The 16,470-nt window shown below is 61.7% G+C and carries 15 protein-coding genes; 3 read left to right on the forward strand and 12 right to left on the reverse strand.

The window, feature by feature from the left end:
- Positions 1-6: 6 nt before the first annotated feature.
- The 9 genes from AC54AG_RS11310 to AC54AG_RS11350 all read right to left on the reverse strand — a co-directional run bounded on the left by AC54AG_RS11310 (position 7) and on the right by AC54AG_RS11350 (position 7,372).
- The gene (locus tag AC54AG_RS11310; RefSeq protein WP_219327321.1) at positions 7-534 is read right to left on the reverse strand and encodes a hypothetical protein; all 528 of its coding nucleotides are present in this window, start codon (positions 532-534) and stop codon (positions 7-9) included.
- 135 nt (positions 535-669) lie between these two features.
- The gene (gene fabF / locus AC54AG_RS11315; RefSeq protein ID WP_034749634.1) at positions 670-1,920 is read right to left on the reverse strand and encodes a beta-ketoacyl-ACP synthase II; all 1,251 of its coding nucleotides are present in this window, start codon (positions 1,918-1,920) and stop codon (positions 670-672) included.
- Between the two features lie 29 nt (positions 1,921-1,949).
- Entirely contained in the window at positions 1,950-2,189 is a 240-nt protein-coding gene (gene acpP, locus AC54AG_RS11320) for an acyl carrier protein (RefSeq protein WP_008449912.1), read from the reverse strand.
- A gap of 178 nt (positions 2,190-2,367) precedes the next feature.
- Positions 2,368-3,111 carry a 3-oxoacyl-ACP reductase FabG gene (gene fabG / locus AC54AG_RS11325; RefSeq protein WP_211550672.1) on the reverse strand — a complete coding sequence of 248 codons (744 nt, stop codon included), beginning with the start codon at positions 3,109-3,111 and terminating at the stop codon, positions 2,368-2,370.
- 49 nt (positions 3,112-3,160) lie between these two features.
- Positions 3,161-4,102 carry an ACP S-malonyltransferase gene (gene fabD, locus AC54AG_RS11330; RefSeq protein ID WP_035820249.1) on the reverse strand — a complete coding sequence of 314 codons (942 nt, stop codon included), beginning with the start codon at positions 4,100-4,102 and terminating at the stop codon, positions 3,161-3,163.
- Positions 4,103-4,197: 95 nt separating this feature from the next.
- Complete coding sequence (locus AC54AG_RS11335) at positions 4,198-5,196, reverse strand: beta-ketoacyl-ACP synthase III (RefSeq protein WP_034749645.1); 999 nt, start codon at positions 5,194-5,196, stop codon at positions 4,198-4,200.
- 15 nt (positions 5,197-5,211) lie between these two features.
- On the reverse strand, positions 5,212-6,279 hold the full coding sequence (gene plsX / locus AC54AG_RS11340) for a phosphate acyltransferase PlsX (RefSeq protein ID WP_034749647.1): 1,068 nt from the start codon (positions 6,277-6,279) through the stop codon (positions 5,212-5,214).
- Positions 6,280-6,489: 210 nt separating this feature from the next.
- Positions 6,490-6,672: a 50S ribosomal protein L32 gene (gene rpmF, locus AC54AG_RS11345; protein ID WP_034749653.1), complete on the reverse strand. Its 183-nt coding sequence runs from the start codon at positions 6,670-6,672 to the stop codon at positions 6,490-6,492.
- A 202-nt stretch (positions 6,673-6,874) separates the two neighbouring features.
- Entirely contained in the window at positions 6,875-7,372 is a 498-nt protein-coding gene (locus AC54AG_RS11350) for a YceD family protein (protein WP_034749656.1), read from the reverse strand.
- A 222-nt stretch (positions 7,373-7,594) separates the two neighbouring features.
- On the opposite strand from AC54AG_RS11350, the gene AC54AG_RS11355 reads away from it, so the two are divergent.
- Both AC54AG_RS11355 and AC54AG_RS11360 read left to right on the forward strand, forming a co-directional pair.
- Positions 7,595-8,203: a Maf-like protein gene (locus tag AC54AG_RS11355; RefSeq protein WP_496630354.1), complete on the forward strand. Its 609-nt coding sequence runs from the start codon at positions 7,595-7,597 to the stop codon at positions 8,201-8,203.
- A 94-nt stretch (positions 8,204-8,297) separates the two neighbouring features.
- Positions 8,298-9,047, forward strand: coding sequence for an SAM-dependent methyltransferase (locus AC54AG_RS11360; RefSeq protein ID WP_496630355.1), 750 nt, complete (start codon positions 8,298-8,300; stop codon positions 9,045-9,047).
- 186 nt (positions 9,048-9,233) lie between these two features.
- Here AC54AG_RS11360 and AC54AG_RS11365 read toward each other — a convergent pair whose 3' ends face one another.
- The gene (locus AC54AG_RS11365; protein ID WP_034749665.1) at positions 9,234-10,151 is read right to left on the reverse strand and encodes a 23S rRNA (adenine(2030)-N(6))-methyltransferase RlmJ; all 918 of its coding nucleotides are present in this window, start codon (positions 10,149-10,151) and stop codon (positions 9,234-9,236) included.
- A 275-nt stretch (positions 10,152-10,426) separates the two neighbouring features.
- Here AC54AG_RS11365 and AC54AG_RS11370 point away from each other — a divergent pair, with 275 nt between their 5' ends.
- Positions 10,427-10,855: a thioredoxin family protein gene (locus tag AC54AG_RS11370; protein WP_072452883.1), complete on the forward strand. Its 429-nt coding sequence runs from the start codon at positions 10,427-10,429 to the stop codon at positions 10,853-10,855.
- Positions 10,856-10,861: 6 nt separating this feature from the next.
- Here AC54AG_RS11370 and AC54AG_RS11375 read toward each other — a convergent pair whose 3' ends face one another.
- Both AC54AG_RS11375 and AC54AG_RS11380 read right to left on the reverse strand, forming a co-directional pair.
- A complete protein-coding gene (locus AC54AG_RS11375; protein ID WP_496630356.1) occupies positions 10,862-13,135 on the reverse strand; it encodes a xanthine dehydrogenase family protein molybdopterin-binding subunit in 2,274 nt (757 codons plus the stop codon).
- Positions 13,136-13,145: 10 nt separating this feature from the next.
- Positions 13,146-16,271, reverse strand: a complete 3,126-nt coding sequence (locus AC54AG_RS11380) for a sensor domain-containing protein (RefSeq protein ID WP_496630357.1) — start codon at positions 16,269-16,271, stop codon at positions 13,146-13,148.
- Positions 16,272-16,470 lie beyond the last annotated feature (199 nt).

Below are 16,470 nucleotides of genomic sequence, written 5' to 3' on the forward strand. Positions count from 1 at the left end.
CCACTTTTATTCTTCCCCATTCCGCGCCGCGATGGCCCGGCACGCCACGGCCAGCGGGCGGAAGGCGGCGCAGCTGCCGCCGCGCTGCACCAGCACATCCGTACGCCGCCCGGCAGCATCTGCCAGGCACAGCACCAGCAGCGACGGCCACAGGGTCGAGCCCGGTAACAGGCGCAGCCCCGGCGGCACCAACGGCCCCGCGCCGGCCGACTCCATCACCGCGCTGGCATCCATCATTGGCACCCCGCCATGCTCCAGATATACCGCCAGCCGCAACTGGCCAACCGGCGAAATATCAAGCGTCCGCGGCTTTCTGCGCCTGCGCAGCAAAGCGAGCAACAACACGCCGCCAGCCGCACTCAGCAGTGCACCGCTCCAGCCCAGCGCATAAGCGCCCACCAACTGGCCGGGGCCAGAGCCGGGCACGGCCGCAACGCGCCACGCACCGCTCAAGGGCCAGGCAGCCAGCAAGGCACACAGTCCCAGCGCCGCTTGCAACAGGCGCAAACAGACAGGCGTGCGAATGACAGCCACTACCGCGATTGACATACTTCATGGGAAAAAAAGGCGCGCCGGCAACATGCCGGGCAAATTCAGGCGCCAACGAACGTTGGCGCCGAATCAGCGCTCACTACAGTTTGACCGTAGCGAGCGCTTGAAAGTTCCTGCTTATTTCGCTTTACCGAAAATCAGCGTGCCATTCGTTCCGCCGAAGCCGAACGAATTCTTCACTGCATAATCGATCTTCATATCCCGCGCCGTGTTGGCACAGAAATCGAGATCGCAAGCCGGATCCTGGTTGAAGATGTTGATGGTCGGTGGCGACACCTGATGGTGCAATGCCAGGACCGTAAACACCGCTTCCAGACCGCCCGCGCCGCCCAGCAAATGGCCCGTCATCGACTTGGTCGAGTTGACAACCAGATTCTTGGCGTGCTCGCCGAAGGTGCGTTTGATGCCCATCACTTCCGCCACGTCGCCTTGCGGGGTCGACGTGCCGTGCGCGTTCAGGTACTGAATCTGATCCGCGTTCAAGCCAGCGTTGTTGAGGGCCGCGATCACCGATTTGCTGCCGCCGCTACCATCTTCCAGCGGCGAGGTCATGTGATAAGCATCTGCGCTCATCCCGAAACCATGCACTTCGGCATAGATCTTGGCACCACGGGCCACCGCGTGCTCGTACTCTTCCAGCACCATGACGCCAGCGCCCTCGCCCAGCACGAAGCCGTCGCGGTCGGTATCCCACGGACGCGATGCCGTTGCCGGATCGTCGTTGCGGGTCGACAAAGCACGCGCCGAAGCGAAACCGCCCAGGCCCAGTGGCGACACGGTCGATTCAGCACCGCCGGCGATCATGACGTCGGCATCGCCGTACTCGATCATGCGCGCTGCGGCACCGATGCTGTGCAAACCGGTGGTACACGCTGTAACGATCGCCAGGTTCGGGCCCTTCAGACCATATTTGATCGAAAGGTTGCCAGAGATCATGTTAATGATCGAGGCAGGCACGAAAAATGGCGAGATACGGCGCGGACCGCGCTTTTCGTACTCGGACTTGGTTTCCTCGATCAGCGGCAAGCCGCCGATACCGGAACCGATGATCACGCCGATGCGCTCGGCGTTTTCTTCGGTTACTTCCAGGCCGGAGTCCTGCATCGCCTGGATGCCCGCAGCCATGCCGTAATGGATAAAGGTATCCATGTGGCGGGCTTCCTTACCGGAGATGTACTCTTCGATATTGAAGCCTTTGACTTCACCAGCAAAATGCGTGGTGAATGGCTGTGCATCAAACTTGGTAATCGTGGCAATGCCGGATTTACCTTCAATGATTGCGCCCCACGCCTCGGCAATAGTATTGCCGACAGGTGAAACGCAGCCCAGGCCGGTGACAACAACACGACGGTTTTTAGAACGGCTCAAGCGATTCTCCTGAAGTCGGTCAGACAGGCTTAGGCCTTGACGTGTGCAGTGGCGTAGTCGATCGCCTGTTGCACGGTGGTGATTTTTTCAGCTTGTTCGTCAGGGATTTCCATTTCGAATTCGTCTTCCAGGGCCATGACCAGTTCCACGGTGTCCAGGGAATCGGCGCCGAGATCGTCGACGAAGGAGGATTCGATTTTGATGTCTGCTTCTGCAACGCCCAGTTGCTCAGCGACGATTTTCTTAACGCGTTGTTCGATATCCGACATGTTATGGCTCCAAAGTGTGTGTTACGGAAAGTGCGCGCATTTTATCAGGTTTGCGCGTCCGAATACTAATTTCGGTGTCTGCTGCTAATTCGACCGAAGCTGCTGCTAAAAGATGCGATTATAGACAAAAACGGCCGTTGAATCATGCCACAAACGCCCGCCCCGTCTAGCTTTCACATCAATTCATGTACATTCCACCGTTCACGTGCAGGGTCGTGCCCGTGATATAGGCCGCTTGCGGCGAGGCCAAAAAGGCTACCGCCGCTGCCACGTCCTCCGGTTTGCCCAGGCGGGACAGCGGAATTTGCGTCAACAGGGCAGCGTGCTGCTCTTCGCTCAGCGCCTTGGTCATGTCGGTATCGATGAAGCCCGGCGCGATGCAGTTCACGGTAATGTTGCGGCTGCCGATTTCGCGCGCCAGGGCGCGGCTCATGCCTTCCACGCCGGCCTTGGCCGCCGCGTAATTCATTTGCCCCGGATTGCCCGACGAAGCCACCACCGACGTGATATTAATGATACGCCCAGTTTTGGCTTTCATCATGCCACGCAGTACGGCGCGCGACAGGCGGCCGACGGCCGACAGGTTGGTGGAAATGACGCTGTCCCACTCTTCATCCTTCATGCGCATGGCCAGCTGGTCTTGCGTGATGCCCGCATTGTTGACCAGGATCGACAGGCTGCCGTAGGTTTTCTGCACTTCATCGACGACGGCCGCGCAGCGCACCGCGTCGGTCACGTTCAGGACCAGGCCCTTGCCCGTCACGCCCTCGGCGGCCAGGTAATCGGTGATCGCTTGCGCGCCGCTTTCCGAGGTGGCGGTGCCGACCACGGTGGCGCCCTGTTTGCCCAGTTCGGTGGCGATGGCGCGGCCGATGCCGCGCGAGGCGCCCGTGACCAGCACGACTTGATTTGCTAAATTCATGAGTATCCTTAAAAGCAAGCGCGGCAGGCAAGCTGCCGCGATCTGATGTTTATTTGAGCTGCGTCAAAATGCGTTCCAGCGATGCCTGGTCGACGATGGCGTCGCCCACGAGCACGGGATCGATGCGCTTGGCCAGGCCCATCAGGACCTTGCCCGGACCGCATTCGATCACTTGCGTGATGCCGTCGGCCGCCACTTTTTGCATAGTTTCCACCCAGCGCACGGGGCTGGCTGCCTGGCGCACGAGCGCATCCTTGATGCCGGCAACGTCGTTGACGATGGCCACGTCGACGTTGTTGATCAGCGCGATCTGCGGCGCCGAGAACGTCAAGCCGGCCATGTATTCGCGCAAGCGGTCCGATGCGGGTTTCAGCAGCGACGAGTGGAATGGCGCGGAGACGGGCAGCTTCATGGCGCGCTTGGCGCCCTTGGCCTTGGCCAGTTCGCAGGCGCGCTCGACTGCCGCCGTATGGCCGGCGATGACGACTTGTGCTGGCGCATTGAAATTGACGGGCTCGACCACCAGGGCCGGGTTTTCCGCCGCCGCTTCCGCACAGGCGGCGCGCACGTCGTCATCCGACAGGCCCAGCACGACAGCCATCGTGCCCTGCCCGACGGGCACGGCTTCCTGCATGGCTTGCGCGCGGAAACGCACGAGCGGCACGGCATCCTTGAACGAGATGACGCCGGCGGCGACCAGCGCCGAGTATTCACCGAGACTATGACCGGCCACGACCGTCGGCACGGGGCCGCCGGCCGCCAGCCAGGCGCGGTAGAAGGCCACGGCCGCCGTCAGCATTACCGGTTGCGTATTGGTAGTCAGGTCCAGCTCTTCCTTCGGACCTTCGGCGATCAGCTTGCCCAGGTCGAATTGCAGGGCATCCGACGCTTCGGCCACGGTTTGCGCAACCACGGGGTTGCCGGCGAAACCGTCGAGCATCGCAATCGCTTGCGAGCCTTGGCCTGGGAAAACAAATGCAAATTGTGTCATGTCGACTCCGTTTTTTTTACTATTTACTCAGAGAACCAAATGCAACTGCTGGGGTACGACCCAACGGGTCGGACCCCGAAATCAGCCTTCGGCCATCACATCTTTGCCAGCACGGCGCCCCAGGTAAAGCCGCCGCCCACGCCTTCCATCATGACGTTGTCGCCCTTCTTGACACGGCCATCGCGCACGGCGATATCGAGCGCCAGCGGGATTGAAGCGGCCGAGGTGTTGCCATGCTGGTCGACGGTGACCACCATCTTTTCCAGAGGCAAGCCTAGTTTCTTGGCCGTGCTGTTCATGATGCGGATGTTCGCCTGGTGCGGGATCAGCCAGTCGATCTGGTCCGACGTCATGTTGGCGTGTTCCAGGGCTTCATGCGCGACTTTTTCCAGCACGGACACGGCCAGCTTGAAGACGGCCGGGCCATCCATGTACAGGAAGGCGCTACCGTCGAGCGCGCCACCAGCCAGGCTGCCCGGCACGCTGAGGATGTTCGAGTGGCGGCCGTCCGCGTGCAGCTTGGTGGCCAGGATGCCCGGCTCTTTTGACGCCGTCATGACAATGGCGCCGGCGCCGTCACCGAACAGCACGCAGGTGCCGCGGTCATCGAAATTGAGGATGCGCGAAAACACTTCGGCGCCGATCACCAGCACGTTTTTATGCATGCCCGACTGGATGAAGCTGTCGGCCGTGGCCACCGCGTACACGAAACCGCTGCAGACGGCTTGCACGTCGACGGCGGCGCAGTTGTTCGTGATGCCCAGCTTGTTTTGCACGATGCAGGCCGTGCTGGGGAAGCTGCCGAAGAAATCGGGGGTCGAGCTGGCGACGATGATCAAGTCGAGGTCGTTGCCGTTCAGGCCAGCCATTTCCAGGGCCTTCTTGGCCGCTTCCACGCCCAGGTCTGAGGAATTTTGCGTTGGCGCCGCGTAATGGCGCGCCGAGATGCCGCTGCGCGAGACGATCCATTCATCCGACGTCTCGATGCCCTTGGCGGCGAGCTGTTCGGTCAAGTCCTGGTTGGTGACGCGCTTCTCCGGCAAGTAGCTGCCGGTACCGATAATTTTGCTGTAAGTTTTGCTAAAAACAGTCATGCAAGTACCCGTCCACTAAATGGTAGAGCTTGTTGATGTAGGTTCATCCGGAACTGGCGTGCGGGGCATCAGCTCGGCGATCATGCTGGCCAAGTGCGCTTGCACGTCATTTTTTGCCGCATCAAAAGCGCGGCGCAAGGCCCATTCGAAGGAATAGGCATCGGCGCTGCCATGGCTCTTGAAGACGAGGCCACGCAAGCCCAGCAGGCTGGCGCCGTTGTAACGTGAAGGATTCAAGCGGTTGCCGATGGCTTTCAGGGCCCCGCGGGCGATCAGTGCGCCCAGCATGGTAATCGGATTGCGCTTGAATTCGGAAGTGAGCACGTCTTTCATGAAGCGCGCCAGACCTTCGATGGCTTTCAGGGTCACATTACCGACAAAACCGTCGCAGACGACGATATCGGTCGTGCCCTTGAAGATATCATTGCCTTCCACGTTACCGTAGAAGTTCAGCGCGCCACGCTCATGGTCGGCCTGCAGCAGCTTCGAGGTGAGTTTCACCACTTCATTGCCCTTGATATCTTCCGTGCCCACGTTCAGCAAGCCAATCGTCGGGCGCTCGATACCTTCCATGGCGGAAACGAGCACGGAACCCATGATGGCGAACTGGTGCAAATGATGCGGTTCGCAATCGACGTTCGCGCCCAGGTCCAGCATGTAGGTCGGGCCGTTCTTTTGATTCGGCAAGATGCTGCAGATGGCCGGGCGATCGACGCCGGACATGGTTTTCAATACATAGCGCGACACGGCCATCAGGGCTGCCGTATTACCGGCGGAAACGGAGGCTTGCGCCACGCCATTCTTGACCTGTTCGATGGCCACGCGCATGGAGGAATCCTTCTTGCGGCGCAGGGCCACTTCCAGGGGATCGTCCATGGTAACTTGTTCGGAGGCATGCAATACCGACAGGCGCGGATGCGTGTCGGCTTTATGTTTCTTCAGTTCGGCACGGATCACGTCTTCCAATCCAACAAGGATCAGTTCGGCTTCAGGCTCATGTTTTACGAAGGAAATTGCTGCGGGGATAGTGACTGAGGGACCGTGATCTCCGCCCATGCAGTCGATAGAAATTTTGATTGTCATTTGTGTTGATTCAATACCGCTGCGGGCGTGCGGCAAGATGTGAATCGGACTGGAGCATATGCAGGGTGCAGCATGTCATGCACAGGCCTGGACAGCGTGATTCAAAATGACGGGTGTGCAAGATGAATTGCAGCCGATAAAAAAGAAGAAGCGGCGCCACGCCGAATAACCACGCAACACCGCTTTCATCTTACCCAACAAAAACGTCGATTACTCGTCGTTTTTGGTCTTCAACACTTTACGGCCACGATAGAAGCCGTTAGGGCTGATATGGTGACGCATGTGTGTTTCGCCGGTAACTGGCTCGACGCTCAATTGCGGCGCGACCAGGAAGTCGTGCGAACGGTGCATGCCGCGCTTGGAAGGGGTTTTCTTGTTCTGTTGAACTGCCATGATGACTCCTAATACATAAGTTCTAAAATTTTAGCACAATCGATTGGCAAATACATGCGAATCGAGTATCCCAGCGGCAAAGACTACCCGAAAATAGCCCGGACCGACATCGTTTATTACAATTACATTTCACTACACTTGCCATACTCGATTACAACACGCGTTTGACACGTTCTTTGATGGGGAAAACCCCTTTACTACTTTATTCTGGCTTCAAGTCTTTCAGTGCCGCAAACGGCGACTTCTTTTCAGTCTTGAGAGCATCGAGCTGCGCCGTATCGGGGCAGACGTCGTGTTTGGGTACCTGCGGCAGGGCCAGCAAGGCTTCATCTTCGATCAGGGCCGCGGCATCCATGTTGCGGCTGCCGACGATCACGTCGATCGATTCATCGTTGATGATTTCTTCGATCTCGTCCGCGTGCTCGTCATCCTTGCCCAGCATCAGAGTGGTCGTCGAATCAATTACGTAAGCATACGGAGTCAGGCAGCGCTGGCAAACCAGCTGAACGGTGCCGTTGACCGACAAGGTCAGTTGTGGGTAGCCCAGCTTGCTGGTGCCGCCGACGATTTTCCAGGCGATCTCGCCGGAACTATCTGCACAATCCTTGGTCAACCGGGTCATTTCAGCGACAGGAGTTACACCCTCGCGGCTCCCGCTGATACGACAAAAATCAAAGGTGTCGATCACAAAAGCATTCATTGGTAGAAAATTTCCCCGGAAAACCTGCGATAATAACAGGGTTTTTAGCACGGAGTCAAAGGCTAAGCATCTTTTTTGACGCAATTATTGCCATCAACATGACATTTCATCAACACCGTCATGCCGCATGGAGCCTCAGTTGTGGGCTCTGCGCCCTGGAATTTGCGTGAAATTCCACTGACATCGACCAGCGCGGGCATGCCGGCCGCCATCCACTACCGAATGATACCAACTTCCGCCCCATCGCGCTTGATTCTTGCATCGAGTTCGACCTACCGCAAGGAATTGCTGCAACGCCTGCGCCTGCCTTTCGAGGTGGCCGCGCCCGATCTCGACGAAAGTCCCCTGCCAGGCGAAAGCCCCAGCACCACGGCCCTGCGCCTGGCCCAGGCCAAGGCGCAAGCCGTGCTCGACCGCTATCCTGGCAGCCTCGTCATCGGCTCCGACCAGGTCGCCACACTCGATGGCGCCCAGATCGGCAAGCCCGGCAACCATGCGAATGCCCTGCTGCAGCTGCAAACCATGCGTGGGCGCCAGACCGTGTTCCACACGGCACTGTGCCTGCTCGACGGCCGCCAGAGTCCGCCTGTAGCGCAAGTGGAAGACGTCCAGACCCTCGTCACGGTACGCGACTTGCCCGACGCGGAACTGGACGCCTACCTGCGCATCGAGCAGCCGTACGATTGCGCCGGCAGCGCCAAAAACGAAGGCCTGGGCATCGCCCTGCTCGAACGCATAGCCACCACCGACCCGACCGCCCTGACCGGCTTGCCGCTGATCGCCCTCACGGGCATGCTGCGCAAGGCGGGTGTGGCGTTTTTCACATTTTAATCACCCTGGGGTCAGACCCGACGGGGGAGTGCGTTCCAGTGGAGCGCACTCCGATCCCGAAGGGACTGACCCCGGCCAATACAAAGCTAACAATATGACCGGCACCCTGTACCTGATTCCCAACCACCTCGGCCTGTCCGACGGCGCAAGCGACCCGCTGGGCCACATCATTCCAGAGCAGGTGCGGCAGATCACCTCGCAGCTCGATTATTTCGTTGCGGAAAACGCCAAGACGGCGCGCGCCTTCTTGAAATTGATCGGCAATCAGCATCCGCTGGCCAAGCCGCTGCAGGAAATCATGATTTCCGAACTGAACGTCAATACCCCGGCGCAAGCGCTGGCCGGCTTGCTGGCGCCGCTCCTGGCGGGACGCGACGCGGGCCTCGTGTCGGAAGCAGGCGTGCCCGCTGTGGCCGACCCGGGTGCCGACCTGGTGCGTCTGGCGCATCAGCACGGCATTAAAGTGCGCCCGCTGGTGGGCCCGTCGTCGATCCTGCTGGCCGTGATGGCCAGCGGCTTGAACGGCCAGAGCTTTGCCTTCAACGGTTACCTGCCGACGGACGCCACCCTGCGCGCCAAGCGCATCAAGGAACTGGAAAGCCGCTCGCGCAATGAAAAGCAGACCCAGCTGTTCATCGAAACGCCGTACCGCAACGCCGCCATGCTGGAAGCGCTCGTGGCGCAATGCGCGCCATCGACGCTGATCTGCGTCGCCACCGACCTGAGCCTGGACACGGAAAGCGTGCAGACGTGGAATGGCGGACAGTGGAAAAAACAATTAGCCGCCGGCAAGGCGCCTGACTTCCACAAGAAACCGACCGTGTTCCTGTTGCTGGGACAGTAAACGACAAACGCCACGGAAATATTTACCGTGGCGTTTGCTTTGCTTTGCCTCACTACGATAGTCACGACAACTGACAAAACCGTAGCGAGCGGAAGGGAGAGGTGACTAAGAAGCGCAACCGTACTCTAGTACGGTGAGCATCGCAGGCCGCCTATACCGACGCGCAGTAGGTTTGGTCAGGTGTCTTCAGACGCGGCGGGTGCCCGTGTTCTTCTGTCCGCCCTTGCCCGTTTCCAATACAAACTTGGCGCCATCGTCGCGGCCCAGCACCTTGACCAGGTACGGCATGACTTCGCGCAACATCGGCTCCAGGGTATACGGAGGGTTCAGGATGAACATACCGCTGCTGTGCAAGCCGAAACCGTCCGGCGACGGGGTGTTGACCGTCAGGGTCACGTGCAGCCAGTCCGAGCTGGGAAGCTGCTTGAGCTTGTCGGCGAACTGGCGCGATTCCATGCGCTGCAGCACCGGGTACCAGACGGCATACATGCCGGATGGGAAGCGCACGAGGGCGTCGGCCAGGGTATCCTTGACCTTGCGGTAATCCATCTTGTCTTCATACGGCGGGTCGATCAGCACGAGCGCGCGGCGCGATGGCGGCGGCAGCAGGGCTTTCAGGCTCTGGAAGCCGTCGGCCTTGGTGATGAGCACGCGCTTGCCGCGCACGGTCGGACGCTCACCCTGGGCCAGCGCATGCGCCTCGACCTTGCGGAAGTTGTCGGCCAGAATCTTTGCATCGGCTGGATGCAGCTCGAACAGGCGCAGACGGTCTTGCTCGCGGCTGACCTTGTCAGCGCAGTACGGCGAACCCGGGTAGTAGCGCATCTTGCCGCTCGGATTCATTTCCTTGATCAGCTTCATGTACTCGGCCAGCGAGGCCGGCAGGTCCGTGCGGTCCCACAGGGGCGCGATGCCCGTTTCGTACTCGGCATTTTTCGAGGCATAACCGCCGTCGAGCGCATACACGCCTGCGCCGGAGTGGGTATCGATATAACTATAGGCGGTATCTTTTTGATTCAGATATTGCAACAACTGAATCTGCACATAATGCTTCAACACATCGGCGTGATTACCCGCGTGAAAGGCGTGGCGGTAACTCAACATAAGCTGGCTAATTCCATAATAAAAATAAATAAAGGCGGGAGCGCTGACACCGGGCAGGGCATGAAAACAGACTGGAGGGGTCAGGCTGCGGGGCCAGGAAACAGCATGGACCAGCGTAATCAGCGCGCAATTACCAGCATTATCCACCAGAAAGGTGGATTGCATCAAAAAACACGGCTAAACAAGCCCATGCATTCCCGGGACTGGCATCGCCGGGCGCGGTAGAATACGCGCATCGGGCGCCCGCGCCCATCCGCCTACTAATAGAAACGACCATGCACAGCCTGACCCTCACGACCGATAACCGCGCCGACGTCGCGGCAACCCTGGCCGGCCCGCGCTGGACGGTGGCCTGCCTGTGCGCGCTGTGGTGCGGCACTTGCGGCAGCTACCGCGCCACGTTCGAGGAACTGGCCGCGCGCCACCCGGACACCGTCTTCGTCTGGATCGACATCGAAGACCAGGCCGACGTGGTGGGCGACCTCGACATCGACAACTTCCCCACCCTGCTGATACAGCGCGAAGACAACGTGGCCTTCTTCGGCACCGTGCTGCCCGACGGCGGCCTGGCGCACCGCATGGTGCAGGCGCAGCAGGCGCTCAGCGCCGAGGAACTGGCCGCGCTGGCCGGCAGCACGCAGGAACGGCGCGACTGGCAGCGCGACTGCAATCTGCGCCAGATGCTGGCCGCCACCCTGGCCTGATCCACATCAAGCCAGGCGCAGCGGCAGGCTGCGCAGCCTTTTCCCCGTCAGACTGAACACGGCGTTGGCCACGGCCGGCGCAATCGGCGGCGTGCCCGGTTCGCCCACGCCTTCCGGATGCTCGGCGCTGGCGATGATGATGGTTTCCACCTCGGGCGTCTGCCCCATGCGCAACACGGGGTAGTCATGGAAGTTGCCCTGCTCGACTCTCCCCTCCTTGAACGTGATCTCGCCGCCCAGCGCCGCCGACAGGCCGAACAGCACGGCCGACTCCATCTGCTGGGCGATGATGTTCGGATTGACGGCGATGCCGCAATCGATGGCGCACACGACGCGCTGCACGCGGATTTCGCCGTTTTCCACCGAGACCTGCGCCACTTGCGCGACGATGCTGCCGAACGACTGGTGCAAGGCCACGCCATGCGCATGGCCGGGCGGAGGGCTGCCCGCCCTGGCGACGGCCGCATCGAGTACGGCCAAATGGCGCGGATGCCGCACCAGCATGGCGCGGCGGAAGGCGATGCCGTCCTGCCCTGCCGCATGCGCCAGCTCGTCGATAAAGCTTTCCTTGAAGAACGCGTTGTGCGAATGCCCGACCGAGCGCCAGTAGCCGACCGGCACGGCACTGTCGGCGATCACGTGGGCGATGCGCTGGTTGGCGATTTCATACGGCATGTCGAATTCGCCTTCGGCCGTCGTCTTGTCCGGCCCCGCGCCGGGCAAGCCGAAATTGCGCTGCAGGTACTGGTGCGTGATGGAGCCGCTGACGGATTTATTGTCCCAGGAAGCGATGCGGCCATGCTCGTCGAGGCGAGCCGCAAAGCGGGCCAGCGCGGCGGGACGGTACATATCGTGCTTTGTGTCCTGTTCGCGCGTCCACACCAGCTGCACGGGCGCGCCATCGCACTGCAGCGCGATGGCCACGGCTTGCGCCACCATATCCACTTCCAGGCGGCGGCCGAAACCGCCACCGAGCAGCAGCACCTCGATGCTGACATCCTTCGCGTCGACGCCGGCCACTTTCGCCGCCACGTCGACGGCGATGCCGGGCGCCTGCGTCGAGGCCCACAGCATCACCTTGCCATTTTTCACCTGCGCGGTGCAGTTGACGGGCTCCATGGCGGCATGCGCGAGGAACGGTGCGCGGTACTCGGCGCTGACCTGCCGCATGCCCTGCACGGCTTTACTTTCCACCTCGCCGCTGGCGTGATAGGCATAACCGGCTTCGGTATCCAACAGGCGGGCAAATTCCGCGTAGACGTCGGCGCTGGACAAGTTCGCTTGCGGGCCAGCCTTCCACTGCGTCGGCAAGGCGGCGGCCGCCTGCTTCGCGCGCCACCAGGTGTCGGCCACCACGGCCGCGCACGAGACGCTGCGCTGCGCCAGCTGCGGCGTCAGGTCCAGCACTTTTTTCACGCCGGGCATGGCGAGTATGGGCGCCGCGTCGAACGCGGACAGGCTATCGCCCAGGCGCGGCGGCAGATGCAGGGCCGCGTACAGCATGCCGGGCGGACGCGCATCGATGCCGAAACGCGCGCTGCCATTGACTTTCGATGGCGTATCGCGGCGCGGCGCCGGCTGGCCGATCAGTTTGAAATCCTTGGGCAGTTTCAGCACGGGCGTACCCGGATCGATAACGGCGGCGCGCTGCGCCAGGCTGGCGTAGCTGGCGCGCCGGCCGTCCGGATGCAGCACTTCACCGTCCTGCGTGCGGCACTGCGCGGCCGGCACCTGCCACAACGCGGCGGCGGCGCCTACCAGCATGGCACGCGCCGACGCACCCGCCTCGCGCATGGGGCCCCAGCCATCTTTCACGCTCGACGAGCCGCCCGTGACGATCACGCCCAGTTCGCGCGCCGCCTTGACCACCGTCCACTGCGCCAGCGCCTTCAAGCGCCCCTGGTCGTCCGGATGGAAAGGCAGGCTGTCCTTGAGCATGGCGACATTGCCGAAGATTTTATCGTTCGGCGCCTGGATCAGTTTGACACTGGCCAGCGGCACGTCGAGTTCCTCGGCCACCAGCATCGGCAAGGCCGTATGCACGCCCTGCCCCATCTCGCTGCGCGGCATGGCCAGGGTCACCGTGCCATCCGTGCCGATGGCCAGCCAGCCGTTCAAGGCCACGGCGCCATCCTGAAGCGGCAGCGGCGCGCTGCCATGCAGGCGCTGGCGCGGCGGCAGCACGCCCCAGCCCAGCACCAGGGCACCCACGCCGGCCACGCCGAGGCCAAGGCCGCCGAGCAGGAAACGACGGCGCGACGGGGATGAGTGTGCGGCCATGGGCTGTCCTTTATAGTAGTGAGTGATCGATCCAGCGCTCCAGCATATCCTGTGCCAGCACCGGACGGCTATAAAAATAACCTTGCGCCAGCTTGCAGCCATGGCGCAGCAGGAAAGCGGCCTGCTCTTCCGTCTCCACGCCTTCGGCAATCACGGACAAATGCATGCTCTTGCCCAGCTGGATGATGGCAATCGCAATCGCCTCGTCGTTGACGTCCGTCGAGATATCCTTGATGAAGGAGCGGTCGATCTTCAAGGTTTGCACGGGCAGCTGTTTCAGATACGCAAGCGAGGAATAGCCGGTGCCGAAATCGTCGATGGCCAGGCCCACGCCGATGGCGTGCAGGTCGTTGATGAAACCGAGGGCGTCGCCCGTGTTCATGATGACGGATTCCGTCACTTCCAGCTGCAGGCGCTGCGGCTCGAGGCCCGTTTCCTTCAATATGGCGGCCACCATGCCGGCGATGCTGCCCCGCTCGAACTGTTTTACGGACAGGTTGACGGCCATCTTCGGCACGTGCAAGCCCTGCGCCTGCCAGCGCATCATCTGGCGGCACGCTTCGTCGAGCACCCATTTGCCCAGCTGGTTGATGAAACCGCTGTCCTCGGCCAGCGGGATGAAGCGCGCCGGCGGCACCAGGCCCAGTTCCGGATGGTTCCAGCGCACCAGCGCCTCGACGCCGACCAGGCGGCCCGTGTCGATTTCCACCTGCGGCTGGTAATTGAGGAACATCTCGTTCTTTTCGATCGAGCGGCGCAGGAAGGTTTCCAGGCGCAGCCGCTCGACACCCTCGCCCGTCATCGACGGCGCATAGAAGCGGTAGCCATTGCGCCCGCGCGCCTTGGCCTGGTACATGGCCACGTCGGCATTGCGGATCAACATGTTCAAGTCCAGCGCATCGTCCGGATACAGGCTGATGCCCACGCTGCAGGTGACGAACAGTTCGTGGCCGGCCACCGTGAACGGCTGGTCGAACATGGTCATCAGTTTTTCCGCCACCTGCGTGGCGCCATACTCGCCGTCGATGCGTTCGAGCAGGACGATGAATTCGTCGCCACCCAGGCGCGCCAAGGTATCGCCTTCGCGCAGGCGGGCCGCCAGCTGGCCGGCCACCTTTTGCAGCAATTCGTCGCCCACATGGTGGCCCAGGGTGTCGTTGACGTTCTTGAAGCGGTCCAGGTCGATGAACAGCACGGCCAGCTGCTCCTGGTCGCGCGCGGCGCGCAGCAGCGCGTGCTGCAGGCGGTCATGGAACAGCAGCCGGTTCGGCAGCGCCGTCAGCGGATCGTGGTGAGCCATGTGATCGAGCTTTTCCTGCGATTCCTTGATCAGGGTGATGTCGCTGAACACGCCCACGTAATGGGTGGTGACGGCACGCGTGTCGCGCACGGCGCTGATGGTCAGCCATTCCAGGTACACCTCGCCGTTCTTGCGCCGGTTCCAGATCTCGCCGCGCCAGAAGCCCGAGACGGCCAGTTCATCCCACAAGGACTGGTAAAACGCGGCGTCGTGCCGCTCGGAACGCGTCAGCGACGCATGCTGCCCCAGCGCCTCGGCTTCGGCATAACCGGTGATCTGCGTGAAGGCGGGATTGACGGTAACGATGATGCCATCGGCGTCGACCACCATCACGCCGTCGGCGATGTGTTCGAGCACGGTGGCCGACAAACGCAATTTCTCCTCGGCTTCCTTGCGCGCCGTGATATCAGCATACACCCAGATGCTGCCTTCGTTGGGGCGCAGCGGATCGAGCGCGCAGCCGCTCACCAGGGCCCAGAACAGGCTGCCGTCGCGGCGCTTGTACTGGCGCTCCTCGCTGAAATCGCCGCCCGCGGCCAGGGCCGGATACTGGCGCTCGCCCGCCTCTTCGAAGTCATACGAACTCATAAACACGATGGCGGTGGAACTGCCCGTCATTTCGGCATGGCCATAGCCGAACAGTTCCTCGCAGCGGCGGTTGACGGAAATGATGCGGCGGTGGCGCACGAACATCACGCCGAACATGACGTTGTCGAGGATGGCGCTCTGCTCCGTCAGCAGCGCTTCGATGCGCATCTCGTGGTGCTTGCGCTGGCTGATGTCGGCGATGATGCCGTCGATCCAGATGACGCCCTGCTCGCCCACCTGCGGCTGGCCATTCTCGGCCACCCAGCGCTCGATGCCGAAAGCGTCGACGATGCGGTATTCCAGCGCATACGGCCGTTCGTCGAGCACGGCCTGACCGACGGCGCGGCGGTGCTCGCGGCGGTCTTCCGGGCAGATCAGGTCGGCCCAGGCATGCGTGGTGCCGCGCATGAACTGACGCGCCGAATAGCCGGAAATGTCTTCGATGGCATCGCTGACGAAATCGATGGGCCCATCGGGCCGGTAGCGGAAGACGGCGCCCGGCACCTGCGTGACGATGGTGCGGAAACGCTCTTCGCGCTGGCCCACATCCTCGAACAGCTGGCCGATGGCCGCGCGCATTTGCTCGAGCTGGGCCGTCAGGCGACCCAGTTCGTCATTGCTGTGCGAAGCCAGCGGCGTGTCGAAATCGCCGTGCGACAGGCGGTCGGAAAAGCGCGTCAGGCGGCGCAGCGGCTTCAACAGGCGGCGGTTCAGGAACAGCACGATCAGCGCCATCGACACGGCCAGCTGCGCGCCCAGCACGAAAATATACGACATCTGCTTTTCGCGCAGTTCCTGCTGGCTGCGCGCGTCGTCCATCTCGACGACGACGTGGCCGATGCGTTCGCCGCGCACGAGGATGTCGCGCTCGGCGCGGTACAGATTGCCCACGGGCCGCTGCGGCGCCTGCAGGCTGATGAATTCCGTGTCGCCCTGCCCCAGCACTTTCACCAGCAGCACGGAACGGTCGCGCATCACCGACTCGACCAGCGAGTGAGCCGATTCCGCATTCATGTTCCACAGCGACTCCTGCATGCCCAGCGCCAGGATATCGACATTGCGCTGCAAGGCCTCGTTCAGGCTGGTGCGCGCCGATTGGCGTTCATGCACGCCGACGAGCACATAGCTGCCGAAGATGGCGGGCACGACAAGGCCGCCAAATACCACCAGCAGCAGGGCGCCATAGATCGACGAACCGTACAGCACACGCAGGCTGGCGCGCAGGCGCTGGTAAGGTGAATTAAACATGCGGCAACAGGGCAACAGGGATCAGGCGGGCGATCATTGAACTTTACAGGGGAAGTCGGGTGGTCAGGCGGGAAGAAACTTTTTTCAGGAGCAATTATGCATGGAAAAAGCGGGGTAAGTCACCAATAAACACGCGCCAGCGGCAACCTCATGTCATATAAACAGGGTTGAAAAACCACACGCTGACCGGCGCGCCCTG

The organism is Janthinobacterium sp. BCJ23 (assembly GCF_059617945.1).